Annotated in this window: 23 protein-coding genes; 11 read left to right on the plus strand and 12 right to left on the minus strand. The window is 73.3% G+C overall.

Features of this window, described 5'->3' with window-relative positions:
* Nucleotides 1-90: 90 nt before the first annotated feature.
* The 5 genes from EDD40_RS06430 to EDD40_RS06450 all read left to right on the plus strand — a co-directional run bounded on the left by EDD40_RS06430 (nucleotide 91) and on the right by EDD40_RS06450 (nucleotide 4,645).
* Nucleotides 91-855, plus strand: a complete 765-nt coding sequence (locus tag EDD40_RS06430; protein ID WP_123742066.1) for a sugar phosphate isomerase/epimerase family protein — start codon at nucleotides 91-93, stop codon at nucleotides 853-855.
* A 4-nt stretch (nucleotides 856-859) separates the two neighbouring features.
* Nucleotides 860-2,203 (plus strand): MGH1-like glycoside hydrolase domain-containing protein, encoded by a 1,344-nt coding sequence (locus EDD40_RS06435; RefSeq protein ID WP_123742067.1) that lies wholly within the window; start codon nucleotides 860-862, stop codon nucleotides 2,201-2,203.
* On the plus strand, nucleotides 2,191-3,261 hold the full coding sequence (locus EDD40_RS06440) for a zinc-dependent alcohol dehydrogenase (RefSeq protein WP_123742068.1): 1,071 nt from the start codon (nucleotides 2,191-2,193) through the stop codon (nucleotides 3,259-3,261). Before EDD40_RS06435 ends, EDD40_RS06440 begins: the two co-directional genes overlap by 13 nt.
* A 260-nt stretch (nucleotides 3,262-3,521) precedes the next feature.
* Nucleotides 3,522-3,803 carry a hypothetical protein gene (locus tag EDD40_RS06445; RefSeq protein ID WP_123742069.1) on the plus strand — a complete coding sequence of 94 codons (282 nt, stop codon included), beginning with the start codon at nucleotides 3,522-3,524 and terminating at the stop codon, nucleotides 3,801-3,803.
* Between the two features lie 203 nt (nucleotides 3,804-4,006).
* Entirely contained in the window at nucleotides 4,007-4,645 is a 639-nt protein-coding gene (locus EDD40_RS06450; protein WP_123747809.1) for a hypothetical protein, read from the plus strand.
* A gap of 7 nt (nucleotides 4,646-4,652) precedes the next feature.
* On the opposite strand, the gene EDD40_RS06455 is transcribed toward EDD40_RS06450, so the two are convergent.
* Genes EDD40_RS06455 through EDD40_RS06465 form a run of 3 tightly spaced genes read right to left on the minus strand, consistent with a single transcriptional unit; the run spans nucleotide 4,653 to nucleotide 7,298 of the window.
* Nucleotides 4,653-5,858, minus strand: coding sequence for an NAD(P)/FAD-dependent oxidoreductase (locus EDD40_RS06455; RefSeq protein WP_123742070.1), 1,206 nt, complete (start codon nucleotides 5,856-5,858; stop codon nucleotides 4,653-4,655).
* A complete protein-coding gene (locus EDD40_RS06460) occupies nucleotides 5,855-6,055 on the minus strand; it encodes a ferredoxin (protein WP_123742071.1) in 201 nt (66 codons plus the stop codon). Before EDD40_RS06460 ends, EDD40_RS06455 begins: the two co-directional genes overlap by 4 nt.
* A 28-nt stretch (nucleotides 6,056-6,083) precedes the next feature.
* Nucleotides 6,084-7,298, minus strand: a complete 1,215-nt coding sequence (locus EDD40_RS06465) for a cytochrome P450 (RefSeq protein WP_123742072.1) — start codon at nucleotides 7,296-7,298, stop codon at nucleotides 6,084-6,086.
* Between the two features lie 272 nt (nucleotides 7,299-7,570).
* On the opposite strand from EDD40_RS06465, the gene EDD40_RS06470 reads away from it, so the two are divergent.
* Nucleotides 7,571-8,827: a glycosyltransferase 87 family protein gene (locus EDD40_RS06470; protein WP_123742073.1), complete on the plus strand. Its 1,257-nt coding sequence runs from the start codon at nucleotides 7,571-7,573 to the stop codon at nucleotides 8,825-8,827.
* 3 nt (nucleotides 8,828-8,830) lie between these two features.
* On the opposite strand, the gene EDD40_RS06475 is transcribed toward EDD40_RS06470, so the two are convergent.
* Nucleotides 8,831-9,556, minus strand: a complete 726-nt coding sequence (locus tag EDD40_RS06475; RefSeq protein ID WP_123742074.1) for an SDR family NAD(P)-dependent oxidoreductase — start codon at nucleotides 9,554-9,556, stop codon at nucleotides 8,831-8,833.
* A 201-nt stretch (nucleotides 9,557-9,757) separates the two neighbouring features.
* On the minus strand, nucleotides 9,758-11,128 hold the full coding sequence (locus tag EDD40_RS06480; protein WP_211348104.1) for an MFS transporter: 1,371 nt from the start codon (nucleotides 11,126-11,128) through the stop codon (nucleotides 9,758-9,760).
* Nucleotides 11,129-11,612: 484 nt separating this feature from the next.
* On the opposite strand from EDD40_RS06480, the gene EDD40_RS06485 reads away from it, so the two are divergent.
* Entirely contained in the window at nucleotides 11,613-12,566 is a 954-nt protein-coding gene (locus EDD40_RS06485) for an alpha/beta fold hydrolase (protein ID WP_246037471.1), read from the plus strand.
* On the opposite strand, the gene EDD40_RS06490 is transcribed toward EDD40_RS06485, so the two are convergent.
* Nucleotides 12,522-13,262 carry a TetR/AcrR family transcriptional regulator gene (locus EDD40_RS06490; protein ID WP_246037473.1) on the minus strand — a complete coding sequence of 247 codons (741 nt, stop codon included), beginning with the start codon at nucleotides 13,260-13,262 and terminating at the stop codon, nucleotides 12,522-12,524. The two genes, EDD40_RS06485 and EDD40_RS06490, sit on opposite strands and share 45 nt — an antisense overlap.
* A gap of 139 nt (nucleotides 13,263-13,401) precedes the next feature.
* Here EDD40_RS06490 and EDD40_RS06495 point away from each other — a divergent pair, with 139 nt between their 5' ends.
* Complete coding sequence (locus EDD40_RS06495) at nucleotides 13,402-14,145, plus strand: SDR family oxidoreductase (protein WP_123742076.1); 744 nt, start codon at nucleotides 13,402-13,404, stop codon at nucleotides 14,143-14,145.
* Between the two features lie 21 nt (nucleotides 14,146-14,166).
* Here the strand turns inward: EDD40_RS06495 and mmuM are convergent, their stop codons facing one another.
* Nucleotides 14,167-15,066, minus strand: coding sequence for a homocysteine S-methyltransferase (gene mmuM, locus EDD40_RS06500; RefSeq protein ID WP_123742077.1), 900 nt, complete (start codon nucleotides 15,064-15,066; stop codon nucleotides 14,167-14,169).
* Between the two features lie 102 nt (nucleotides 15,067-15,168).
* Nucleotides 15,169-15,768: a phosphoribosylanthranilate isomerase gene (locus EDD40_RS06505; protein ID WP_123742078.1), complete on the minus strand. Its 600-nt coding sequence runs from the start codon at nucleotides 15,766-15,768 to the stop codon at nucleotides 15,169-15,171.
* Between the two features lie 57 nt (nucleotides 15,769-15,825).
* Between EDD40_RS06505 and EDD40_RS06510 the strand changes: the two genes are divergently transcribed.
* The 3 genes from EDD40_RS06510 to EDD40_RS06520 all read left to right on the plus strand — a co-directional run bounded on the left by EDD40_RS06510 (nucleotide 15,826) and on the right by EDD40_RS06520 (nucleotide 19,543).
* Entirely contained in the window at nucleotides 15,826-18,633 is a 2,808-nt protein-coding gene (locus EDD40_RS06510) for an ATP-binding protein (RefSeq protein ID WP_170184974.1), read from the plus strand.
* Between the two features lie 57 nt (nucleotides 18,634-18,690).
* Nucleotides 18,691-19,017, plus strand: a complete 327-nt coding sequence (locus EDD40_RS06515) for a hypothetical protein (RefSeq protein ID WP_148088704.1) — start codon at nucleotides 18,691-18,693, stop codon at nucleotides 19,015-19,017.
* 211 nt (nucleotides 19,018-19,228) lie between these two features.
* Entirely contained in the window at nucleotides 19,229-19,543 is a 315-nt protein-coding gene (locus tag EDD40_RS06520; protein WP_123742081.1) for an Rdx family protein, read from the plus strand.
* Between the two features lie 83 nt (nucleotides 19,544-19,626).
* Here EDD40_RS06520 and EDD40_RS06525 read toward each other — a convergent pair whose 3' ends face one another.
* The 4 genes from EDD40_RS06525 to EDD40_RS06540 form a co-directional block, all read right to left on the minus strand.
* Nucleotides 19,627-21,027, minus strand: coding sequence for a cellulase family glycosylhydrolase (locus tag EDD40_RS06525; protein WP_123742082.1), 1,401 nt, complete (start codon nucleotides 21,025-21,027; stop codon nucleotides 19,627-19,629).
* Between the two features lie 144 nt (nucleotides 21,028-21,171).
* Entirely contained in the window at nucleotides 21,172-21,366 is a 195-nt protein-coding gene (locus EDD40_RS06530) for a hypothetical protein (RefSeq protein ID WP_123742083.1), read from the minus strand.
* A gap of 185 nt (nucleotides 21,367-21,551) precedes the next feature.
* On the minus strand, nucleotides 21,552-22,943 hold the full coding sequence (locus EDD40_RS06535; RefSeq protein ID WP_123742084.1) for an endo-1,4-beta-xylanase: 1,392 nt from the start codon (nucleotides 22,941-22,943) through the stop codon (nucleotides 21,552-21,554).
* Nucleotides 22,944-23,506: 563 nt separating this feature from the next.
* Nucleotides 23,507-24,676 carry a 4-hydroxybenzoate 3-monooxygenase gene (locus EDD40_RS06540; protein WP_123742085.1) on the minus strand — a complete coding sequence of 390 codons (1,170 nt, stop codon included), beginning with the start codon at nucleotides 24,674-24,676 and terminating at the stop codon, nucleotides 23,507-23,509.
* Nucleotides 24,677-24,697: the final 21 nt, after the last annotated feature.

Consider the following 24,697-nt stretch of genomic DNA (forward strand, 5'->3'; position numbering starts at 1 on the left):
CAGGCGGTTGACGCGCTGTCGGCGGCTAAACCCGCGCGGGGATCGGGATGCCGCATTGTCGTTTTGACTGATCGCGGGATTAATGTCGCCATGCCGCAGTGGAAGATCGCCTGCCAGGAGCAGCTGCTGCCGGGCGCCTCGATCGAGCAGAAGTGGGAGTTCGCGCAGTCGGCGGGGTTCGACGGCATCGAGCTGCGCGCACGCGACGGCGAGGCGTTCGCGGCGAGGCTCGGCGTGCTCGAACGCGCGGCCGGGCGCGGTGTGGTGATGCCCTCGGTGTGCCTGGACGCGCTGCCGCTGGTCGGCGACGACCTCGGCGACGGGCTGCGGCAGGTGTCCTCGCTCGCGGCGCTGGGCACGCGGACCGTGGTGGTGCCGCTGTCGGACCTGCGCCGGGTGCCGCGGCAACGATCGTCCACTCCGGACCGGGACACGTGGTCGGACGGTCTGCGCCGCCTCGCCGAGCAGGCCGGGCGGGACGGCGTGTCGCTCTGCCTGCAACCGGTCAACCGCTACGAGGGCCGGCCCGTCAACACGCTCGACCAGGCCGCGCAGCTGTGCCGGGCGGCGGGGTCGCCCGCCGTCCGGGTGGCCGCCGGCACGTTCCACATGAACATCGAGGAGGCCGACCCGGCCGGCGCGCTGCTGGCGGCCGGGCCGTGGCTCGGGCACGTCGGGCTCGCCGACTCCACCGGGCTCGAACCCGGCGCGGGCCACGTCGACTGGCCGGCGCTGTTCGCGGCGCTCGACGCCGCCGGGTACGAGGGGTGGACGAGCCTCGCGTGCCGCCTGTCCGGTCCGGCCGAGGTCGTCCTGGGGGCGGCGGTCGGCGTGCTGCGGCAGGCCGGCGGGTGAGGCGGTGAGCATCGGGACGACGCCGGAGCCGCGGGCGCCGGACATCGCCGGCCTGCGGCGCGAGGCCGCCGCGACCCTGCTGCGGAACTGGCGCGGGTCGGCCACCGTGCCGACGACCGCGCTGTACCCGCACCAGTGGAGCTGGGACTCGGCGTTCATCGCCGTCGGCCAGGCGCACCTGAGCCCGCGCCGGGCGTTCGCGGAGCTGACCGCGTTGCACGGCGCGCAGTGGGGCGACGGGCGGGTGCCGCAGATCGTGTTCAACCCCGCCGTGCCGGCCGACGCCTACTTCCCGGGCCCGGCGTTCTGGCGACCGCTGCCGCGGCACGGGCCGCCGGCGGGGGTGTCGACCACGGGCCTGGTCCAGCCGCCGGTGCACGCCGCCGCGCTGCTCGCCGTCGTCGAACGCCACCCGGGCGCCGCCGCCGACGCGGCCGTCCGGCGCCTGTACCCGCGGCTCGCGCGCTCCCACGACTACCTGTTCGACCGGCGACGCGTGGCGTCCGGGCTGGTCGGCATCGTGCACCCGTGGGAGTCGGGGCTGGACAACAGCCCGTCGTGGGACGAACCGCTCGGCGCGGTCGACCCGGGTTTGGCCGACGACATCGCGGTGCTGCGGCGCGACCTGCGGCACGCCGACGCCGGGCACCGGCCGACGGACGACGACTACGCGCGTTACATGGGCATCGTCGCCGCCTACCGCGACCGGGGTTACGCCGACGACGACCTGCTCAGCCTGCCGTTCTGCACCGTGGACCCGTTGTTCTGCGCGGTGCTCGCCTGGTCGGAGCACGCGTTGGCGGCGCTCGCCCGCCGCATCGGCGTCGACCCGGGCAGGCACGTCGAGCGGGCGCGGGAGTTGACGCACCAGATCCACACGCGGCTGTTCGACCCGGTGCTGGGGTGCTACGTGGCGCTCGACGCGCGCACCGGCCGTCCCCTCGCCAAGCGCACGGTCTCCGGCCTGGTCCCGCTGCTGCTGCCCGGCGGGCACCGGTCGGCGCTGCTGGCGACCCTCACCGGACCGGCGTTCGCGGCCCCGGGCGTGCGCGGCGTGCCCAGCTACGACCTGACCGCCGCCGACGCCGACCCGCGCCGGTACTGGCGCGGACCGACGTGGCTCAACACCACCTGGCTGCTGTGGCGGGCGTTGCTGGCGCACGGCGAGACCGGGCACGCCGCCCGGCTGGCGGCCGACATGGTCGGCCTGGTCGCCGGCGCCGGGTTCCGGGAGTACTTCCACCCGGTGACCGGCGAGGGCCTCGGCTCGGACCACTTCAGCTGGACGGCGGCGCTCCTGCTGGACGTCCTCGCGCGTGAACCGGAAGGGCAAGGATGGCAACGGTAGTGCGGCTGGACGCGCCGGGGTGCGTCTCGATCGCGGAAGAGCCCGACCCGCCGCTGCACGCGACCGGCGTCCGACTGCGCACGCGGTACTCGGGCATCTCGGCGGGCACGGAGCTGACCCAGTACCGCGGCACCAACGCGCACGTCGTGAAGACGTGGGACCCCGACGCGCGGCTGTTCGTGCCGGGCCGGCCGGCGGTCGCGTACCCGGTGGTGGTGGGGTACGAGGAGGTCGGCGAGGTGGTGGAGGTCGGCGACGAGGTCACCGCGGTCCGGCCCGGCCAGGTCGTGTGGGGCGCGTGGGGTCACCGCTCGACGACCGTGGTGGAGGAGGAGTACGCGGCGGCACGCGTGCTCGACCCGGCGGCCGACCCGGTGCTGGGGATCTTCAGCCACATCGGCTCGGTGGCGCTCAACGTCGTGCTGGACGCCGACCTCCACGTCGGCGAGACCGCCGTGGTGTTCGGCCTCGGCGTGGTCGGGCAGATCGTCGCCCAGCTCGCCCGGCGCAACGGCGCGCGGGTGATCGGGGTCGACACCCTCCCCGACCGCCTGGCGCTGGCCCGGGACCTCGGCGCGGACGTGGCGCTGGACGCCGGCGAAGGCCGGATCGCCGAGCAGGTCCGCGCGGCGACCTCCGGTCGCGGCGCGGACGTCGCCCTGGAGGTCAGCGGCAACCCCCAGGCGCTGCACGAGGCGGTCCGCTCGGTCGCCTACAACTCGCGCGTCGTCACGGCCGGCTTCTACCAGGGCGAGGCGCGGGGGCTGTTCCTCGGCGAGGAGTTCCACCACAACCGGGTCGACCTGGTGTGCTCGCAGATCTCCGGCGTCGCACCCGGTCTCGCGCACCGCTGGGACCGCCGGCGGCTCAACACCACCGTCATCGACCTGGCCGTCAGGGGCCGGCTGTCGCTGCGGCCGCTGGTGTCGCACGTCGTGCCGTTCACCGACGCCGCGTGGGCCTACGACCTGCTCGACACCCATCCGGAACGGGTGACGCAGGTGGTGCTGGAGTTCCCCGCGCCGGATGGGTGCGACCACCCGCGCGGTGCCGCCTAGCGTCGCGCCGAACCCACCTGCGCCACCGATGGAGAAGCCATGCGATTGCGCGGTGCGATCCTCACCGTCCTCGCCCTGGCCGGAGTGCCGACCGCGACGACCACCGGCCCGGTCGGCGGAGAACATCCCGACCGAATGGGCCTCGCACGGCTTCCTGGTCATCGCCGACGGCAGGCCCGGCGGCAGCGGCTCCACCGACTCGGAGATGCTCACCGACTCCGTCGACTGGGCGATCGCGGATCGACACCGCCAAGATCGCCGTGCTGGGCCGGTCGTGCGGCGGCGTCGAGGCCGACGAGGTGGCCGCCGACCCGTGCCCGACCACCACCGTGCTGTGGAACAGCGGCATGCTCGGCGACTCGCGGAACCACCTGGTGCAGCGGCTGCGCGTGCCGATCGCCTCCTCCATCGGCGGATCGACCGACATCGCCCACGAGAACGCGATGGACGACCGGGGCCGGCTGCCGGCCGGGCTGCCCGCGTTCAGGGGCAACCTCGACGTCGGGCACTTCGGCACGTTCGAGCGGAAGAACCTGACCTGACCCGCGCGCCCGGCGTTCTGCCCGCCGCGGTCGCCGCGGCGGGCAGCGCCCGTGCAGGGGAAACCGGTCGGGGCTTGTGGTACGAACGGACCACAGTGCGTTGACCCGGGTGCGGATACGGTCGGCCGTGCGGTCAGGGCGACCTCGACCGCGCCCTTCCCGCGCGCACGCGCCGGCCCCGTTCAGCTCGAGGAGTGTCGTTCATGCAGGTCAACCGCACGCTGATCGCTTCCGTGGGCGCGCTCGCGCTGCTCCTGACGGCCTGCGGCGACGCCACCACGGGCACCGCCTCGCCCGGCGCCACCGAGGCGACGACCGAGACCACGACGAGCACCACGAGCACCACGTCGAAGAGCAAGGCGCCCGCCCCGGCCGACGACACACCCGTGAGCGACGTCACCGCGCCCGGCACCGAGCTCAAGGTCGGCGACCGCGCGGTGGTCCCGTTCAAGTACGGCACCGAGAAGAACGGCACGATCGCCATCACCGTCACCGCGATCGACCAGGGCGCCAACGCCGACCTGGCCGCGTTCGGCGAGAAGGCCAAGGGCATCACGCCGTTCTACATCAGGGTGACCGTGGAGAACGTCGGCGGCACCGACCTGTCCTACAGCTCGCTGAGCCTGCGGGCGCTCGGCGCGGACGGCAAGGGCACCGGCGTCATCATCAGCGGCGACACGAAGCAGTGCGAGTCGGAGACGGCGAAGAAGGACTTCACCACCGTGGGCGCGAAGTACGAGACGTGCGTGCTCCAGGGAGCCCGCGAGGGCGCCGCGGTCGCCGCCGCCGGCTACGCCAACGGCGACGGCTACGACAAGTCGCCCATCACCTGGTCCAAGTGACCTCGGGTCACGCCGTCGTCCTCGCCCTCCCGGGGGTCGGCGCCTGACCGAGCAGGCGTTGCCGGAGCAGGCGGGCCTGCTTGGGCATGTTCCAGCCGAGCACGCCTACCGGCTCGCCCGCGAGCCGGTAGAGCGCGACGAACCGGCGCGCGGTGACGTCACCGTCCACGACGGACACCTCCGCGTCGACGGGCAGCCGGCCGAAGACCTGGAGCTTGGCGTCGAACTGGTCGGTCCAGAAGTACGGCACGGGCGTGTACGCGCGGTCCGCGCCGAGGATGTTGTCGGCCACCACCCCGGCCTGCTCGGTGGCGTTGGTCCGGTTCTCCAGGCGCAGCGACGAACCCAGGTGCTCGTGGTGCCACCGCGCCACGTCGCCGACCGCGTAGACGCCGGCTGCGGCACGGCACCTCGCGTCGCAGACCACGCCGTTGTCGAGCAGCAGGCCGCTGTCGAGCAGCCAGTCGGTGTTCGGGACCGCGCCCAGCGCGACCACGACGACGTCGGCCGGCAGCACGTCGCCGGTGTCCAGCCGCACGCCGGTGACGCGCCCGTCCCGCCCGGTCAGGCCGAGCACGGCGGCGCCGAGGCGCAGCCGGACACCGTGCCCGGCGTGCAGGTCGGCGAGCAGACCGGACACGAGCGGTCCCAGCCGGGCGGCCAGGGGCGCGGGCTGCGGCCCGGCGAGGGTGACGTCCAGGCCGAGGCCGCGCGCCGTGGCGGCGACCTCCGCGCCGAGCACGCCGTCGCCCACCACCACCAGCCGTTCGGCGGTGAGCAGGTCGGCCCGCAACGCGACCGCGTCACCCACGGTGCGCAGCACGTGCACACCGCCCAGTCCCTCCTGGTCCGGCAGGGTCCTGGGCCGCGCGCCGGTCGCGACGACCACCGCGTCGGCCCGCAGCACGGTCCCCGACGCCGTGCGCACGCCGCGCGCGGCCGGGTCCAGCGACACGGCCGGGTCGCCGAGCACGAACCTCGCGCCCAGCCCGTCGAGCGCGTCCTGGCCGCGCAGCCGGGCGCGTTCGGGCTCCCACGCGCCGGACAGGACGTGCTTGGACAGCGGGGGCCGGTCGTACGGCGGGTGCGCCTCGTCGCCGAGCAGGGTCAGCCCGCCGGTGTAGCCCTTGCGGCGCAACGCCTCGGCGGTGGCCAGGCCGGCGGCCGAGGCGCCGACGACGAGCACGTCGGACACCTCGGGAGCGGGTGTCACGCCCGCTCGCCCAGCAGGATCGCCGCCGCCGGGCACACCTCGGCGGCCTCGCGGACCGCGGCGTGCAGGTGCTCGGCGGGTTCGGGGTCGAGCAGCACCACCACGCCGTCCTCGTCCCGCTGGTCGAACACGTCCGGCGCGGCCAGCACGCAGGAGCCCGCCCCGCAGCACTTGTCCTCGTCCACGGTGACCTTCATCTGTCGCTCTCCTCGGGTCTCGTCGCCGTCACCAGCGGACGGGCAGTTCCTGCAGACCGCCGACGACCAGGCCGTCGACGCGCTCCAGCTCGGCCGCGGGCACGGCCAGCTCCAGGGTCGGCAGGCGGCGCAGCAGCACGTCCAGCACGGCTTGCAGCTCGGTGCGGGCCAACGACTGCCCCAGGCACGCGTGCGCGCCCGAGCCGAACGCCAGGTGCGTGTTCGGGGTGCGCGCCAGGTCCAGCTCGGCGGCGTCGGCGAAGACGTCCTCGTCCCGGTTGGCCGCGGCCAGGTTGCACACCACGGTCGTGCCGCGCGGGATCACGCTGCCGCCGATCTCGGCGTCCTCGGTGATGTAGCGCGGGATGCCGAACCCGGGGTTGGCGTCGGCGCGCAACGCCTCTTCCACCGCCGTGCGCACCAGTGACGGGTCGGCCAGCAGCGCCTCCCACCGCGTCCGGTCGGCCAGCAGCATCCCGACCATCTTGCCGATCATGTTGGCCGTGGTCTCGTGCCCGGCCACCAGCAGGCCCTGCGAGGTGGCCAGCAGCGCCTCGTCCGGCATGACGTGGCCGGCGCCCGCCGCGGCGGTGATCAGCTCGCTGATCAGGTCGTCGCCCGGGTCCGCCCTGGTCGCGGCGATGTGGGCGCTCATGTAGGCGGCGAACTCGGCCTGCGCGGCGTCGATCTCGGCCTGCGCGTAGCGGGTGAGGCTGAGCAGGGTGTTCGACCAGTAGGCGAACTTGTCCCGGTCGCTCCCGGGCACGCCGAGCATGTCGCAGATGACCCACACCGGCAGCGGGAAGCCGAGCGCGGCCTTCAGGTCGGCGGGCGCGCCGCCCGCCACCATGTCGTCGAGCAGCCGCTCGGCCATCGCCTCGATGCCCGGCCGCAGCGCCGTCATGCGCTTGGCGGTGAACCACTTGCCGACCATGCGCCGCCACTGCTGGTGGTACTCCTCGCGCATGGCCTTGCCCAGGCCGCTGTTGAACACGCCGCCGGACTCGTTCGCCGCGATCCGGGCCGCGTCCGGCGCGTCGAGGTTGCGGGTGAACCTGGGGTCCGCCAGCACCTGCTTGACGTCGTCGTAGCGGGTCAGCAGCCGGGCCGCGTCGCCGCTGGGCAGCCGGACGTGGGCGACCGGGCACCCCTGCCGCAGCTCGGCCCACTCCGCGGGCGGCTCCAGCGCGGCCGGACCGGGGATCGGGTAGTCCAGCACGTGGTCGGTGTCTCCGAGCGCCACCGCGACCGCCTCCTCGAGCTTGATTCAATCAACTGACTTAATAAGACTGCCGGCGATCGGCGCACGACGCAACGTGATCGGCCGAACGCGCCCCGGCACCGGTGCGTCACCGGCCGCGGTCGCCCGGTCAGCGGTAGTCGGCGCGAACCCGGAACCAGTAGAGAGGGACGGAGTGGTTCCGCGGAGGTGGAATCACGCGCGCTCGGCACGTCGAGCGGCACCCGGAGTCCGCGGTGGCGCGCCCGTCGACCCGGCAACGTGAGGACTGGCCCATGACCAGGACCGAGGTCCCGGAGCACCCCGCGACGACGAACCGCCTCTCGGCCGGGATCGTGGTGGCCGCGCTCGCCATCGCGGCGGCGGTGACGGCCGTCCTCGTCGCCGCCATCGCGCAGCCCCACCCGCTGTGGCTGATCGGACCGGACTTCCGGGTCTACCACGTCGCCGGCTCGGCGGTGCTGCACGGCATCTCGCCCTACGACGTCGCGACCGCGGAGGGGTACCCCTTCACCTACCCGCCGTTCGGCGCGGTGGTGCTCTCCGTCCTGGGCCTGGCCGGCGTGCCCGTCGCGTTCGCCGGGTGGACCTTCGTCAACGTGCTCGCGCTCGAAGCGGCGATCTGGCTGGCCCTCGGGCTGGTGGCGCCCCGGTCGCGGGACCGGCGGGCGAAGGTCGCCCTCCTGGCCGCGGTCGCCGCGCTGCCCCTGGCGCCGGTGATGCTGAACTTCACCGTCGGCCAGATCAACATCCTGCTCCTGCTGCTGCTCGTGGCCGACCTGACCCGCCGGACCGGGCGCTTCCAGGGCGTCGCCATCGGGATCGCGGCCGGGATCAAGCTGCTGCCGCTCATCTTCATCGCCTACCTGCTGTTCACCCGGCGCGTCCGCGCCGCCGCGGTGGCCTCGGCGACGTTCGCGGCCACCGTGCTCGTCGGCTTCCTCGTGCTGCCCGGGCCGTCGGCGCGCTGGGCGGGCGGGCTCGTCGTCGACATCGGGCGGATGATGACGCCGGGCGCGGCGCCGTTCAACCAGTCGATCCGCGGTGTGCTCGCGCACCTGCCCGGTGTGCTGAGCACGCAGTGGTTCTGGCTGGCGTCGGCGGTCCCGGTCGGCGTCGCCGGGCTGGCGGTCGCCGCGTGGGCGAGCCGGCGCGGCCTGGAGGCGGTCGGCATCTTCACCTGCGCCGTCACCGGCCTGCTGGTGTCGCCGGTGTCCTGGCCGTTCCACTGGGTGTGGGCGGCTCCCGGGCTCGCTGTCTGGCTGTGGTGGGCCTGGCGGCGCAGCGCCGCGCACGTGGCGGGCGCGGCGCTGACGTGGCTGGTGCTGGCCGCCTCGGGCGTGCTGACGTTCGTGATCGCGGTGGGCGCGCCGACCCAGACCTCCGCGGGCGAGGTGATGGCGGGCACCCTGACGACCGTCATCGTCCTCAACAGCCTGACCGTGGTCGCCGGCATCGTCTTCCTCGCCGCGCTCGCCGTCGCCCTGCGGCGCGCCGAGCGCCGGCCCGGCCCGCTGACGTCCCCGTCCTGAGCGCTACCCCCGTGTCGCAGCCTCGTAGACCGCCGCGAACTGCCGTTCGAGTGCCTTGTGCAGGCCGGCGCGCCAGTCGTCGGCCAGGCCCTGCGACAACGGGTCGGGGAAGATGTCCTCGGCGCCTTCCTCGATCCCGTCGAGGATGTTGCGCGCCACCAGTTCCGGCGACGCCTTCTCGGCGATCTCCAGCCCGGCGGTCATGTCCGTGTCCACCGGGCCGGTGAGGATCGAGTGCACGTTCACCCCCCGGGACGCCAGGATGGCGCGCAGCGACTGGGACATCGCGAGCACGGCCGCCTTCGAGATCGAGTACGACGCGCTCAGCGGGAGCGCCACGAAACCGTTCACCGAGATGTTGCTCGCGACGGCGCCGCCGCCTTCCACCAGCTTGGGCAGGAACGCCATGGTCACGTCGCGCACGCCGTAGAAGTTGACCGCGAGCATCCGGTCGAGCAGCTCCCGGTCCGCCAGGTCGTCGAACTCCAGGACGCCGGCGTTGTTGACGAGGACGTCGAGGGTGTCGACCCGCTCGACGGCCGCCCGGATGTGCGCGGCGTCGGTGACGTCCAAGGTGACCGGCACGACGCGCCCGTCCGGGTGCGACAGGGGTCGGCGGGTGCCGGCGTAGACCCGCGCGGCGCCCCGCCGCAGCGCCTCCTCGACCAACGCCTTCCCGATGCCGCGGTTGGCCCCGGTCACCAGGACCGCCTTGCCCGTGATGTCCATGCTGCTCCTCACGTGGGGTGGACGACCGGAATCGGCCCGTGCGCTCCACGTTATGGTCGAGGCCTGCCCGGAACTACTCGCGGATTGCCTCCGCGCCCATCGGACGAAATTTCCGCGCACCCTGCCGGAATGTGTCGGAAAATGCCGAAGAACGGCCGGGGAACCGTCGCCGCGGCCTTTCGGGAATGCCCTCCGCGCCCGCTACCGAACCGCGGCCCCGTCGCGCGGGCGCAGTCCGAACCAGACGAGCACGATGCCGGTGAACGTGAAGACGACGTTCACCGCCAGGGCCAGGTGGATGCCGGCCAGCTCGGTGCCCCCGGTGGCCGCGACCGCGCTGAGGACGGGGATGCCGATCGTGATCGCGACCTGCTGGGTCATCGAGGTGAGGCCGGTGGCCAGGCCCTGCTCCTCGTTCGGCAGGCCGGACGTGCCGGTCACGGTGTAGGCGACGATGGCCGCCACGTGGCCGAAGAAGCCGACGAACAGCGCCGGCAGCAGGATGACCAGGCCGAGGCGGTCGGCGCCGACGAACACCAGCGGCACCGTCGCGAGGGCCTGCACGGTCATGCCGGCGACCAGCACCTTCCGGTAGCCGTGCCGGCCGATGAAGCGCCCGGCGACCGGCCCCGCGAACACCGCCGCCAGCCCCGGCACGCCGAAGACCAGACCGGTGACCAGCGGGGTGAGCCCCAGGACGCGCTGCAGGTACAGCGTCATCAGGAAGATCATCGCCGTCTCCATGGTGAGGATGACGAGACCGGCGTAGTTGCCCCACTTCACCGTGGGGCGACTGAGGATCCGCACCGGCGTCAGCGGCGCGGCGGCACGCAGCTCGATCACCCAGAACGCGGCCAGCAGCACGACGCCGACGACCGCCGCGGCGACGCTGCGCTCCACGATCGCGTAGACCACGGCCAGCAGACCGCCGGTCACCGCGACCGCGCCGGGCACGTCCGGCTTCACCCGCTCCGGCTTCCTGCTCTCGCCGATCAGCATCGGCGTCGCCACCAGGATCAGCACCGCGACGGGGACGTTGATGAAGAACGCGGCGCGCCAGCTCAGCAGGCTGACCATGGCGCCGCCGACGAGCGCGCCGACGGTGAAGCCACCGGACTGGAGCGCGCCGTTGAGGCCCAGGACGCGGTCGCGCCGCGCGCCTTCCTCGAACGTCGTGGTCAGCAGGGACAACGCCGCCGGGATGGTCATGGCGGTGGACAGCCCTTGGAGGGCGCGGGCGCTCAGCAGCATCCCGGGGTTGGTGGCGAAGCCGCCGAGCAGCGACGCGCCGGTCAGCAGCACCATGCCGCCCAGGAGCAGCCGGCGCCTGCCGAACAGGTCGGCCAACCGCCCGAACAGCAGGGTGAAACCGGCGGCGGGTAGGGCGTAGGCGGAGGCGATCCACGGCAGCGCCGACAGGTCCAACCCGACGCCCTCGCCCACCTGGGGCAGCGCGACGTTGAGGATGGAGAAGTCGACGGACAGCATGAACCCGGCGCCGAGCAGGATCAGCAGGACCAGCCGCTCGCGACCGGTGAAGCGGGCCGGCGAGGTGGTGATCTCGGCGGTCAAGAGGTGTTCCCTTCTCCAGGACCCGGCGTGGTCGACATCGGCACGTCTCCGGGCCGGGCGCGCACCGCGAGAACCCTTCGGTCGCCACTGACCGCAATCGGATGGTTGCACACAGTGCGCAAGATGCGCAACTCATGAGTTGCACTCACCTCTGCCCGGCGACCAGCGCAAACCCACCCGAGAAGTGGTCTCGCTCCGATGCGACGCCGATCCGCATCACCCGGACGACGCAACACCGGGCGCCCGCCTGCCCACTGAATGGCGCGACACCCCACTGCGCCGCCTTTAACAGACACCCACGCCCGGACGACACGTTTTCCGGGTGAAGGGCAACCTGAAAGAAGCACTGACCGGTTCCGTAATACACGATGGCCATTACCGCACACCCGATGGAGACGTTCGCCCACGCCGCTTGGAATACCCGGCGAAATCGCAGAACGCGTTGGCCGCCGGCGTGCCCGGACGTCGGGAAGAGGAATGCGACGTGACGAGGAACGATGACCTGAAGACTTCGACGAGGACCTCCGCGGGCGCCACGCGGTCCGCCGTTCCCACCGACGCCGAGCTGGCCCGGTCGTTGGGTGGCGGGTTCCGCAGCGACCACGTCACCGCGGACGGTCTGCGCCTGCACTACGTCGCGGGCGGCACCGGCAAGCCGTTGCTCCTGCTGCCCGGCTGGCCGGAGACCTGGTGGGAGTTCCGCAAGGTCATGCCCGCGCTCGCCGCCGCCGGGCGCCGCGTCATCGCGGCCGACCTGCCGGGCATGGGCACCTCCGCCAAACCGGCCGGCGGCTACGACAAGAAGAGCATGGCCACCGCGGTCCGCGGCCTGGTGCGGGCCCTGGGCTACGACCGGGTCGACATCGCGGGCCACGACATCGGCGCGCAGATCGCGTTCAGCTTCGCCGCCAACCACCCCGAGGCCACCGGCCGCATCGCCATGCTCGACATCCTGCACCCGGACGAGTCGGTGTACGAGCTGCGCATGGTGCCCCTGCCCGGACAGCCCTACCACCCCTGGTGGTTCGCGTTCAACCAGGTCGCCGGGCTGCCCGAACGGCTCCTCGCGGGGCGCTCGCGGCTGCTCGTCGACTGGATCTTCGACAACTTCCTGCTGAACCGCGACGCCGTCGGCGAGCTGGACCGCGCGGTGTACGCGCACCACTACGACGACCCGGACAACATCCGGGGCGGCAACGCCTGGTACGGCACGTTCGGGCAGGACGTGGTCGACCTCGCCGACTACGGCCGGGTGACGGCGCCGGTCCTGGGCATGGTGTCCAACCTCGCCGACGGCGCCTTCGCCGCGCAGATGCGGGCGACCCTGCCCAACCAGGCGACGGACGTGCGGGTCGTCGTCGTCCCCGACTCGGGCCACTACCTGGTCGAGGAGTCACCGCAGACCGTGATCGACCACTTCACCGAGTTCTTCGCCTGAACCGGGAGCCCGCGGGCTCCCGTCCGGCCGTCCCTGCGCGGGGTCGGCGGTGTGCGGCGCCGTCCACAGCCCGGTGATCGCGTCGATCAGGCCGTTCGCCGTCTCGTCCCAAGTGGACCTCGGCGTCTCGGTCCCCTCCGCGAGTGCCCGTTCCCGCTCGGCGCACACGTGCACGATGAGGTGCCGGACCATGCCGGCGCGGTCCTCGCGCACGTCCGCGGGCATGTCGGGCAGGAGCCCGACCAGGTTCTCCACCACGTGGCGCAACGAGTCCTCGGCCAGCGCCTCCTCGGCCAGGATCACCCGGAACGCGGGGTCGGTCATCACCTGCGCGCTGAACCGGGCGAACCAGGTCGGGTCGCCCGACGAGGCCAGGTAGGTGGTCACCGGGCGGACCAGGCAGGCCACCCAGTCGCGGACGTCGCGCGACCCGGCGACGGCGGCCACCGCCTCCCGCCGCGACGACTCGATGCGGGAGGTGTGCCGGAGCATGATCGCCCGCACGAGGTCGGCCTTGGCGCCGAAGTGGTAGCCGACGGCGGTGTTGTTCCCCTGCCCGGCGGCGGCGCTGATCTGCCGGTTGGACACCGCGTACAGGCCCCGCTCCGCGAACAGCCGTTCCGCCGTGGCGAGGATCTGCTGCCGCGTAGCTCCGACCTGCTCCGCCCTGGGGGTCCTGCCGACGTCCGCCGCCACGTCGACACCGTACCGGGACGAGCGCCGCCCGACGCGTGACCGACCGCCCTCGTGCCGGGGTTCGGCCTTCCGGGCGGACCGGATCAGGTAGACAGAGGTGGTCGACGCGACCGTCGACGTCGGCTGGGAGGAGAACGCCATGGCCCCGGTTTCCGTGGTGACGGGCGCCGGTTCGGGCGTGGGGCGCGCGGTCGCCCGCGCGCTGCTCGACGCCGGTCACCGGGTCGCGCTCGCCGGGCGGCGCGCGGACGCGCTGACCGGGACCGCCGACCGGGCGCCGGCCGGGCACGTCCTGGTCGTGCCGACCGACGTCACGGTCGAGGCGTCCGTCGACGCGCTCTTCGCCACCGTGCGCGAGCGGTGGGGCCGGGTCGACCTGCTGGTCAACAACGCCGGGACGAACGTGCCCGCGACGCCGCTGGAGGACGTCACCGTCGAGCAGTGGTCCAGGGTGGTCGACACGAACCTGACCGGCGCGTTCCTGTGCGCCTGCGCCGCGTTCCGGGTGATGCGCGAGCAGGACCCGCAGGGCGGCCGGATCATCAACAACGGCTCGGTCTCCGCCCACACCCCGCGCCCCGACGCGGTGGCCTACAACGCGAGCAAGCACGCCATCACCGGGCTGACGAAGTCGATCTCCCTGGAGGGCCGCCGCCACCGCATCGCCTGCGGCCAGATCGACATCGGCAACGCCGCGACCCCGTTGACGGAGCGGATGTCCGCCGGGGTCCGGCAAGCCGACGACTCGATCGCCGCCGAACCGACCATGGACGTCTCGCACGTCGCCGACGCGGTCCGCTACATGGCCGGCCTGCCGCTGGACGCCAACGTGCAGTTCATGACGGTCATGGCCACCACGATGCCCTTCATCGGCCGCGGCTGACCCGCCCGGCCGCCGGCCCGATCAGCCCCTCAGCACGGCGGCCAGGTCGCGGATCGTGCCCGGGCCGACCTGGCAACAGCCGCCGACCAGCCGGGCGCCGCCCGCCACCCAGCCGGCCACCCGCGCGAGGTCGAAGGCCGGTGCGCCGGTCCAGCTCCGGGTGGTGGCGTCCCAGCTCTCGCCGCTGTTCGGGTACACGACGACGGGTTTGCCGGTGACCTCCCGGGCGGTGGCCACGGCCCCGTCGACGTCGGCCGGGTCGCAGCAGTTGACGCCGACCGCGACCACCTCGGCCACCCCGCGCACCGCCTCGAACGCCTCCGCCAACGGTTGGCCGGCGCACGTCCGCGTGCCCCGCGCGCTGTAGGACAGCCACAGCGGGACGCCCGACCCGGCGACCACCCGCAGCACCGCCTCCGCCTCCTCCACGTCGGGGATCGTCTCGACCGCGAGCACGTCGGCCCCCGCCTCGGCCAGCACCTCGATCCGGGGCCGGTGGAACGACTCCAGCGCGCCCCGTCCCAGGCCGTACCGGCCGCGGTACTCCGAGCCGTCGGCGAGCATCGCGCCGTAAGGTCCCACCGACGCCGCCACCCACCGCGGCCCGTCCACTTCGGACGCGGCGCGGCGGGCCAGCGCCACGCTGTCGCGCAGCAGGCCCGCCGTCTCCGCCGCGGTGAGCCCGCGGCGGGCGAAGCCCTCGAACGTGGCCTGGTAGCCGGACGTGATCGCGACCTCGGCGCCCGCCCGGTAGTAGGCCAGGTGCGCGGCCGTGATCGCGGCCGGGTCGGTGAGCAGCAGGCGGGCCGACCAGAGCGAGTCGGACAGGTCGTGGCCGGCGGCCGTGAGCGCGGTCGACAGCCCGCCGTCCACCACCACGACCCGGCGGGCCAGCACGTCGGACAGCCGTTCCTCGGACACAGCCCGACCCTACATACCGGGCACTGGTCGGCCTTCCGACAGCCGTCACACTCGACTCCCGGCCCGGACGGCGCACCGCGCGGACCCACGCACGGCCGGCCGTCAGGCGGAGCGCGCGGCGGCGACGAACTCCCGCATGAGCCCGTGGTCCTTGACCCCGCGGCTCGCCTCGATGCCGCTCGACACGTCCACACCCCACGGCCGGGCGCGGACGACGGCCTCGGCGACGTCGTCCACGCCGAGACCGCCCGCGAGCAGCCAGTGTCCGTCGGGCCGGGCGCCGTCGAGCGCGGACAGGTCCCACCGGTGGCCGGAACCCGCCTCGGGCGAGTCCAGCAGGAGCATCCGCTCGCCGTAGGCGCCGACCCGCACGTCCGTGTCCGCCGTCAACGTGACCGCCCGGACCAGCGGCACCCCCGCCGCGGCCAGCTCGTCGAACGCGGCACGCGGGTAGTCGCCGTGCAGCTGCGCCGCCCCGACACCGGACTCCTCGACGAGCCGGCGCACGTCCGCCGCCGCCACCCCCCTGAACACGCCGATGGTCAGCACGTGCGGCGGCGCCTCGCGCACCAGCCGCCGCGCGGTCGCGGGATCGACCTGCCGGACGCTCGCGCTGAGCACGAGACCGACCGCGTCCGCCCCCGCGTCCGCGGCGGCGGCGACGTCGGCCGGTGTGCGCAGTCCGCACAACTTGACGTACATGGCGCGAACAGTAGCGGTGGGCTTCCCGTGCCCGGACCTCGTGGTGATAGTGGAGTCGTGCTGCGTTCCCCGCGGCGGGGAGGCGGCGCGCGCGTGCGGCAGTGGCGGGAGCTGGTCGGGCGGGAGCCCGAGGCGGCGGTGGCGGCCGAGGTGCTCGACCGGGCGCGGGCGGGTTCGGCCTGCCTGGTCGTGTCCGGCGAGGCGGGCATCGGCAAGTCCGCGTTGTGGGAGCACGTGCTGCGGGACGCCGAACGGCGCGGGTACGCCGTGCTGACCTGCCGGCCCGCGGAACCGGAGGCCCGGCTGTCCTACGGCGGCCTGATCGACCTGGTCGACCGCGTGGACGACGAGCTGATCGCCCGATTACCCGGGCCGCAGCGCACCGCGCTGGACGTCGCGCTGCTGCGCCGCGACGCCGAGCACGGGCCCGGCGACCCGCGCGCGGTGCACGTGGCCGTGCTCAACGTCGTGCGGGCGATGGCCGCGACCGCGCCGGTGGTGCTGGCCGTGGACGACGCGCAGTGGCTGGACGAGCCGACCGCCGCCGTCCTGGGGTACGTGGTGCGCCGGCTGGCCGACGAGCACGTCGCGGTGGTCGTGTCGGCACGCCCGCCCGACGTCCCGCTCGGCCTGGCCGCCCGTGACGACCTGGCGCACCTGCGGCTGGCCGGGTTGAGCGTCGGCGCGCTGCACCGGCTGGTCCGCGCGCACCTGGGCACGCCGCTGCCCCGGCCGACGCTGACCCGCCTGCGCCAGGCCAGCGGCGGCAACCCGTTCTACGCCTTGGAGATCGCCCGCGCGCTGCCAGATCCCGGCGAGGTCGGCGCGTTCGGCCTGCCGCTGCCCACCACGCGCGCGATCGAGGAGCTGCTCGCCGACCGGCTCGCCGTGCTGACCGACCACGGCCGGGACGCGCTGCTGTGCGCGGCGGCGTTGTCGCACCCGACCGTCGACCTGGTGCGCCGGGCGTCGGACGACCCGCGCCGGGCCGAGGACGCGCTGGTCGACGCCGAGGACCGCGGCGTGATCGAGATCGTGGCGGGCGCGGTCCGGTTCACCCACCCGCTGCTCAGCTCGACGTTGCTCGCCACCGCGTCGGGCAGCGGGCGCAGGCGGGTCCACCGCAGGCTCGCCGGGGTCGTCGACGACCCGGAGACCCGCGCGCTGCACCTCGCGTTGAGCACCGACGGCCCGGACCCCGCGGTCGCCGACGCGTTGGACGAGGCCGCCCGCAGCGCCCAGGCCCGCAACGCGCCCGACGCGGCGGCCCGGTTGTGGGAGCTGGCCGGGACGCACGCGGCCGACCCCCGGCGACGGGCCGTCCTGCTGGCCTCGGCGGTGGTGTGCCGGTACTACGCCGGTGACGCGTCGGGCGCCCGCAAGCTGCTCGAGTCGTTCGACGTGGAGGACGTCCCGGCGGGTCCGGAGCGGGCGGCGGTGCTGATCGACCTGGCGGTCGTGGTGTTCTTCGAGGACGGCCCGGTGCGGGCGACGGCGTTGACCGACCAGGCGCTGGCGCAGGTCGGCGACGACCCGCTGCTGCGGGCGTCCGCCTACCTGCGGCGGTCGTTGTTCTGCCAGCACGACACCCGGCTGCGGTGCCGCAACACCGAGCAGGCGTTGGAGGCGATCACGGGCCACGAGGACGCCGCGCCGAGCGACCTGGTGGCGTGCATCCTGATCACCGGCGCCTACTACCGGCTGCTGGCCGGGGTGGGGCTGTTCGCCGACGACGTCGAGCGCGGCGCGGCGTTGGTGTCGGCGACCGGCCAGACCCGTGAGGCGCGGATGGCCCGCAGCACCCTGCGCGTGCTGACGAAGTACCTGGACCCGGTGCGGGGACGCGCGCTGGTCGAGGCGGCGCACCGGGAGGAGGTCGCGCGCGAGGACGAGGCGGTGGCCGTGCACGGGCTGGTGCACCTGGCCGAGCTGGACGTGTGGCTCGGCGACTGGGCGCGGGCCGGGCGGCGGGCGGCGGAGGCCGTGGAGGCGGCGGAGCAGTCCGGGCAGCGGCCGTGGTTCGCCTACGCGCTCTACACCCGCGCTCTGCTGGACGCGCACCGCGGCCGGTGGGAGCAGGCGCGTGAGGCGGCGACACGCGGGTTGGAGGTGGCCACGGAGCTCGACGACCCGTGGGTCGCGGTGCACCAGCGTGCCGTGCTGGGGTTCGTCGAGCTGTCCCGGCGCGACCCGGGCGCGGCGCGCGGGCACCTGACGGCGGCGGTGGCGCTGTGCGCGGAGGTCGGCATGGCCGACTTCCCGATCAGCACCCTGTACGGCGACCTGGTCGAGGCGGTGGTCGAGCTGGGTGAGCACGCCGAGGCGACGCGGCTGCTGGCCGAGCTGGAGGAGCGGCGCGACCGGGCGCCACGTCCGTGGATCACGGTGGTCGCGGCCAGGTCGCGGGCGCTCGTGCGGATGGCGTGGGGCGACCCGCAGGCCGCGGAGGAGGCGTTGGCGACGGCGGCCGAGGCTGCGGACCTGCTGCCGATGCCGTTCGAGCGGGCCCGCACGGACCTGGTGCGCGGCCGGGTGCTGCGGCGGCGGCGGTTGAAGCTCGCGGCGCGGGAGGCGCTCCTGGCGGCACGGGAGGTGTTCGACGGGCTGGGCGCGCCGTCGTGGGTGGCGGAGGTCGACGCCGAGCTGGCCACGCTCGGGCTGCGCCGCGGTGACGAGCACGAGCTGACCGCCACGGAGCTGCGGATCGCGCGGTTGGTGGCGGCCGGGATGAGCAACCGGGAGGTCGCCGGGGCGGCGTACGTGACCGAGAAGACGGTCGAGGCGCACCTGACCCGCATCTACCGCAAGGCCGGTGTGCGCACGCGTCGCGAGCTGGCCCGGCTGGACTTCCTGCGCCAGGGGTAGCAACTGTGGGGTCGCTCCCCGATGCGCCGGCGGGGGCGCGGGGGTGAGAGTGCCCGCATGACCGTTGTCGGAGTGGAGCGGCCGACCAGGCTCTTCCTGGCGGAGTGCTACCTGCACGCGGCGAACCCGCGTGAGGTCGCCGCCGCGATGGCCGCGGTGCGCGCCGCCGCAGACCTGTGCGCACCGCCCGTCGTCCTGCGGTGCTGCCTCGCCGTCCCGGGTGACGACAGCTACTTCGGCGTCTTCGCCGCCGACGACGCCGAGGCGCTGGAACGGGTCTTCGACCGGGCGGGGGTGTCCTTCGAGCGGATCGTCGAAGCCTCCGCCGTGCCACTCGACCGGATCACCGGGCCGACCGGTCCCGAGTCCGCCCGCATCGGGTGACGGTGCCCCCGGCGGGGGCGGTGCTCAGGGGGAGCTACCGCCACCGCCGGCGATGTCCGGTGGACAGCGGACCCACGTCCGCTCCCGCCGGGCGGGGCCGGTGTCAACTCTGGGGGCTGGCACCGGCCCCACACCTCACGACCTCCCCCCACCGCCGTGACCGCCGCCACCGAGGTCGCCGGCGGGCCGACCGACTGGCGATACTGGGCCGGTGACCGCGAAAGAGCCCCGCCTGGAGATCGAGTACTGCACGCAGTGCCGCTGGTTGCTGCGCGCCGGCTGGACGGCGCAGGAGCTGCTGACCACGTTCACCACCGAACTGGGCGAGGTCGCTCTCATCCCGGGCACGGGGGGCGTGTTCGACGTCCGGCTCGACGGCGAGACCCTGTGGTCCCGCAAGGCGCAGGACGGCTTCCCCGACCTGGCCGCCCTCAAGCAGCTGGTGCGCGACCGCATCGCCCCCGACCGCGACCTCGGCCACACCGACCGCCACCGGAAGGCCGCGGACCCGGCGACCGCGGACTGAGCGGCCGGTCACCCGATCGGGCGACGACACGAGGACGGGGCCCCGCGCGCGAACGCGGAGCCCCGTCCTCGGTAGAGCGTGGTTCAGCTGGTCGGGAAGTTGTCCGGCGTGCTGATCCGGCTCTTGAGCAACGCGCCGGAGTCGGTGAGCACACCGCTGCCGGAGTAGTCACCGCCGTTGCAGGTGCCCGGGCGGAACGCGGCGCTGCTCTCGTTCGCGTCCGAGTACGTCCAGTTCGCGTAACCGATCTTGAGCTGGTCCAGCAGGTCCAGCCAGGCGGTGGTGCTCGCCCGGTCGAACGTGCCGCCGCCGGTGGCCAGGACGGTGCCGAACTCCGTCACGAACAGCGGCAGGCGCTGCGCGGCACGGCTCACGGTCGCGCGGTAGTTGTCCTTGTGGCTCGCGGCGTAGAAGTGGAACGCGTACATGATGTTCGTGGCGTTGACCGGGTTGTTGACGACCTCGGTCTCGCTGGAGCCCTCCGACACGCCGAGCGACGACCAGGCGCGCGTGCCGACGATGACGACGGCGTCCGGGTCGGCGGCGCGGATCACCGGGATGACCTGCTCGGCGTAGCTCTTGATCGACGCCCAGCTCACGCCGTTCGGCTCGTTCGCGATCTCGTAGATCACGTTCTTCTTGCTCGCGTTGCGCTGCGCGACGGCGGCGAAGAAGGTCTTGGCCCGGTCGATGTTGTAGTTCGGGTCACCCGGCGTGAGGATGTGGAAGTCGATCATCGCGTACATGCCGCGCGCCTCGGCCATGTCGACCAGGCTGTTCACCCGGTTGGTGAACCCGGACGGGTTGGTCTCGTAGCCCTGTTCCTGCACGTACATCGCGATGCGGAGCAGGTCGGACTTCCAGTCGTTCGCCAGCGCGTCCAACGAGTTGTTGTTGTAGCACTTGTCGAACCACTGGATGCCGTGCGTGCTCATGCCGCGCAGCTGCACCGGGCGGTTGTACTGGTTGCACAGGTTGACGCCGCACACCCGCAGCTGGCCGTTGATCTCGACCGGGTTGCGGCCGACCGGCGGGTTCGTCGTGGTGGTGGTCGTCGTCGTGGTGGACGTGCCCGTGGTCGAACCGGTGCACGCGACGCCGTTGAGCGCGAACGACGTGGGCGTCGGGTTGCTGCCCGAGTAGGAGCCGACGAAACCCAGGTCGGTCGACGCGCCGGTGGACAGCGTCCGGTTCCAGTCGACGTTGGTGGCGGTGGCCGTGGACCCGGACTGGGTCCAGGTGGCGTTCCAGCCCTGGGTGACCCGCTGGGAGCTGTTCGGGAACGCGACGGTCAGCGACCAGCCGCTGACCGGGTCGCCGAGGTTGGTGACCTTGACGCCGGCCTGGAACCCGCCGGACCACTGGCTGGTGACGGTGTAGTCGACCTTGCAGCCCTGGGCGGCGGCCACGGCGTTCGGCAACATCGTCGCCGCTGAGCCGAGGGCCACCGCGCAAGCCGCGAGCAGTGCGGTGGAGCGCTTCACTGAGCCCCTCCTCATCTCGAAGGATGTCTGGGAGCGCTCCCAGACCCGCCGGGAACGTACACCGGCACACGCGCGCTCGTACAGAGCCTGTCTCACACACTGACATTTCGCCGTGACGCTCCGTGTCGGCCGGTCGGCGTCCGATCAGCGGAAACCGGCCTGGGCGCACCGGCGGCAGTCACGGGCCGACGCGGCGACCACGCCGTGCGACGCGGTGGCCGGCACGGCGGAGGCGCGGGCGGTCCGGCGGGCCTGGGCGATCAGACCGTCGCGCACCTCCCGCATCACCGCGGCCTTCGCCGCCCGGTGGTCCTCGACCCGTCGACGCGCGGCGCTCACGTGGCGCGCCTCGCGGACGGACCAGGTCGAGGACCGCGCCGATCGTCGCGGTGGAGTCGCGCCCCGGCTCGACGACGAGGGCGTGACGTGCGCGGCGGCGCAGGGTCGACCGCGCGAAGCCCGGTGCGGGGACGACGCGGGCCCCCGCACCGGGCTTCGACCGGAGCGACTTCAGTCGTGCGCGATCAGCCGGCCGTGCACCTCGGCGAGATGCCCGAGGCCGAACCGGTGCCCTGGAAGCCGAACTCGGTCGACATCCCGGCCGCGACGCGACCGTTGTAGCTGACGTTGCGCCACTGGACGGTGCCGCTGGTGCCGGAGCGCTCGGCGCTCCACGCGTTGGTGACCGCCACGCCGGACGGCAGGTCGGTCGTGACCGTCCAGCCGTTGATCGCCGACGAGCCGGCGGTGACCTTCACCGTGGCGACGAAGCCGCCGTTCCACGAGTTCAGCGACACCGAGGCGGTGCAGCCGCCGTTACCGGGGATCGTGGTCGTCGTGGTGGTGGGGTCGGTCGGGTCCGTCGTGGACGTGGTCGTCGACGTGGGCACGGTGGAACCGCCGCTGTTGAGGGCGTTCAGCGTGGAGGTGTAGGCGGCCTTCTTGTTGCCCGAGCCGTCGAACAGCAGCGGGGTGCCCGAGGCGCGCCACGAGTCGGTGTCCCGGATGCCCCACACGGTGATGCCGGTGCAGCGCGTCACCGCGAGGCAGGCCTTGACGACCCGCTCGAAGTTGGCCGCCTGCGCGGAGCCGGAGCCCTCGATGTCCAGCTCGGTGATCTGCACGTCCACGCCCAGGGCGGCGAAGCTCGACAGCGTGGTCTGGTAGTTGCCCGGCACCGGGCTCTGGCTGTTGAAGTGCGACTGCAGGCCCACGCAGTCGATCGGCACGCCGCGCTGCTTGAAGTCCTGCACCATCCGGTAGACGGCCTGGGTCTTCGCGTGCGTCCAGTCGTCGGTGTTGTAGTCGTTGTAGCAGAGCTTCGCGCCCGGGTCGGCCGCCCGCGCCGCGCGGAACGCCGCCTCGATCCAGTCGTTGCCCGTGCGCTGCAGGTTCGAGTCACGACGCCCGCCGCCGGAACCGTCGGCGAACGCCTCGTTCACCACGTCCCAGGCGTAGATCTTGCCCCGGTAGTAGGTGGCGACCTGGGTGACGTGGTTGAGCATCGCGTTGCGCAGCGCGGTACCGGACATGTTCTGCATCCAGCCCGGCTGCTGCGAGTGCCACGCCAACGCGTGACCGCGCACCCGCATGCCCTGGGCACGGGCGTGGTTGACGATCCGGTCGCCGTTGCCGTAGCTGAACTGGTTCTGGTTCGGCTCCGTGGCGTCCATCTTCATCTCGTTCTCAGCCGTGACCATGTTGAACTCACGGTTGAGGATCCCGACGTACGTCGAGTCGCTGAGCCTGTTCGCGGCGACGGCCGTGCCGAAGTAGCGACCCGACTCGGCCGCGGAGGCGCCGAGGGTGGTCCCGGCGTTGGCCGACGTCGCCAGGAGCACCGCGGCGCCCGTGGTGGCGGTCACCAACGTCGACACGAGTGCCGCTCGCAACACTGACCTCGATGTCAGCTTCATGTTTGCACCTTCTGAGAGCACCTGCGGGTTCGGCAGGTGGTGGGGGTGGTTGCCGGGTCGACCCGAACCGCCGGGGCGGGGTGGTCCGGATCCGCACACTTGGCGAGGGAGGGCCCGGTGCCACGGGATTCCTCCACGCCAACGACAGGTCGTTGAGACGGTCCTCCAGAGCGTGCGCAGCGCAGGCGGACACCATCGGGGGCGGCACCCGACCGTGACCGGCCTGAAACTTTTAGAAGTATTAACCGAAACAGATAGGTCTGGCAAGCACCGAAACGCGGCATCCTTACGGGCCCACATCGGCCCGCAAGAGACAGTTCGGCAGGTCAACGGCCGGTCGAACTCGTCCACAACGACGTGTTCCGACCCGACCGAACAGGTCGAAACCCCTGTTAAGACACCATGTTCCGACCACCTGAACCGATACTGACCGAAGTGGTCCGACCGCCGAAGCCATATTCGGCAACCTTCGAAACTGTTCGAAAGAAGATTCGCAACTTTATCGGCACCCTGGTCCGAACACCGGCAGCCGCATTGCGCCGATGGCACCTGTCGGGGAGTGGCTACAGCGGCCAGCCCGTGTACGCCTCGGCGAGGTGCGTCGCGGCGGCCGTGCTGGAGGTGATCAGCTCCAGCTCGCCGAGCTGCCGCTTGACGTCGAACGGCGAGCCGGCCGGGTCGGTGTGCAGCATCGACGTCATCCACCACGAGAAGTGCTGCGCCCGCCACACCCGCCGGGCCGCGGTCGGGCCGTAGGCGTCCAACGACCCGGTGGACCCGGTGGCGAAGTACTCCTCCAACGCGCGGGCGAGCACCACCACGTCCGCCACGGCGAGGTTCAGTCCTTTCGCGCCGGTGGGCGGCACGACGTGCGCCGCGTCCCCGGCCAGGAACAGCCGGCCGTGCCGCATCGGCTCGCACACGTAGCTGCGCATCGGGATCACGCCCCGGTCGAAGATGCGGCCCTCCGCCAGGCTGAACCCGTCGCCCGCGACCCGCGCGTTCAGCTCCGCCCAGATCCGGTCGTCGCTCCAGTCGTCGGCGCGCTCGTCGGGGTCGCACTGGAAGTACATCCGCTGCACCTGGGGCGTCCGCGTGCTGATCAGCGCGAACCCGCGGTCGGAGTGGGCGTAGACCAGCTCCTTCGAGGACGGTGGCGCCTCGGCCAGGATGCCGAACCAGCCGAACGGGTAGGCGCGGAAGTAGTCGGTGCGGTCGCCGTCGGGAATGGACCGCCTGCTGACGCCCGACGAGCCGTCGCAGCCCGCGATCACGTCGCAGCGCAGCTCGACCGGCGTGCCGTCGGCGTCGGTGAAGGAGATGACGGGCTCGTCGGACGTGATGCCGCGCAGCGCCACGTCGCTCGCCTCGAACCTGATGTCGGCGCCCGCCGCGAGCCGTGCCGCGATCAGGTCCTTGAGCACCTCGTGCTGCGGGTACAGCCAGACCGCCCGGCCGGTGAGGCCGCTGAAGTCGACCCGGTGACCGCGGCCGCCGAACCGCAGCTCGATCCCGTCGTGCCGGGCGCCCTCGGCCAGCGCACGCGCGCCGACGCCCATGGCGGTCAGCAGCTCCACCGTGCCCTGCTCCAGCACGCCGGCGCGGATCGTCTGCTCGATCGCCGCACGGCCGCGCGTCTCGACCACCACGGAGTCGATGCCGCGTTCGGCCAGCAAGTGGGACAGCACCAGGCCGGCGGGACCCGCGCCGACGATTCCGACTCTCGTTCGCATGGGTCAAGCCAAGGACGGCGT

This window comes from Saccharothrix texasensis, assembly GCF_003752005.1.
GTDB lineage: Bacteria > Actinomycetota > Actinomycetes > Mycobacteriales > Pseudonocardiaceae > Actinosynnema > Actinosynnema texasense.

What these genes read in the sequence shown, in the direction of transcription:
- EDD40_RS06430 (WP_123742066.1), top strand. Translation starts at nt 91, where the DNA reads ATGCCGCAGTGGAAGATCGCCTGCCAGGAGCAGCTGCTGCCGGGCGCC.
- EDD40_RS06440 (WP_123742068.1), top strand. Translation starts at nt 2,191, where the DNA reads ATGGCAACGGTAGTGCGGCTGGACGCGCCGGGGTGCGTCTCGATCGCG.
- EDD40_RS06450 (WP_123747809.1), top strand. Translation starts at nt 4,007, where the DNA reads ATGCAGGTCAACCGCACGCTGATCGCTTCCGTGGGCGCGCTCGCGCTG.
- EDD40_RS06460 (WP_123742071.1), bottom strand. Translation starts at nt 6,055, where the DNA reads ATGAAGGTCACCGTGGACGAGGACAAGTGCTGCGGGGCGGGCTCCTGC.
- EDD40_RS06470 (WP_123742073.1), top strand. Translation starts at nt 7,571, where the DNA reads ATGACCAGGACCGAGGTCCCGGAGCACCCCGCGACGACGAACCGCCTC.
- EDD40_RS06475 (WP_123742074.1), bottom strand. Translation starts at nt 9,556, where the DNA reads ATGGACATCACGGGCAAGGCGGTCCTGGTGACCGGGGCCAACCGCGGC.
- EDD40_RS06495 (WP_123742076.1), top strand. Translation starts at nt 13,402, where the DNA reads ATGGCCCCGGTTTCCGTGGTGACGGGCGCCGGTTCGGGCGTGGGGCGC.
- EDD40_RS06505 (WP_123742078.1), bottom strand. Translation starts at nt 15,768, where the DNA reads ATGTACGTCAAGTTGTGCGGACTGCGCACACCGGCCGACGTCGCCGCC.
- EDD40_RS06515 (WP_148088704.1), top strand. Translation starts at nt 18,691, where the DNA reads ATGACCGTTGTCGGAGTGGAGCGGCCGACCAGGCTCTTCCTGGCGGAG.
- EDD40_RS06535 (WP_123742084.1), bottom strand. Translation starts at nt 22,943, where the DNA reads ATGAAGCTGACATCGAGGTCAGTGTTGCGAGCGGCACTCGTGTCGACG.
- EDD40_RS06540 (WP_123742085.1), bottom strand. Translation starts at nt 24,676, where the DNA reads ATGCGAACGAGAGTCGGAATCGTCGGCGCGGGTCCCGCCGGCCTGGTG.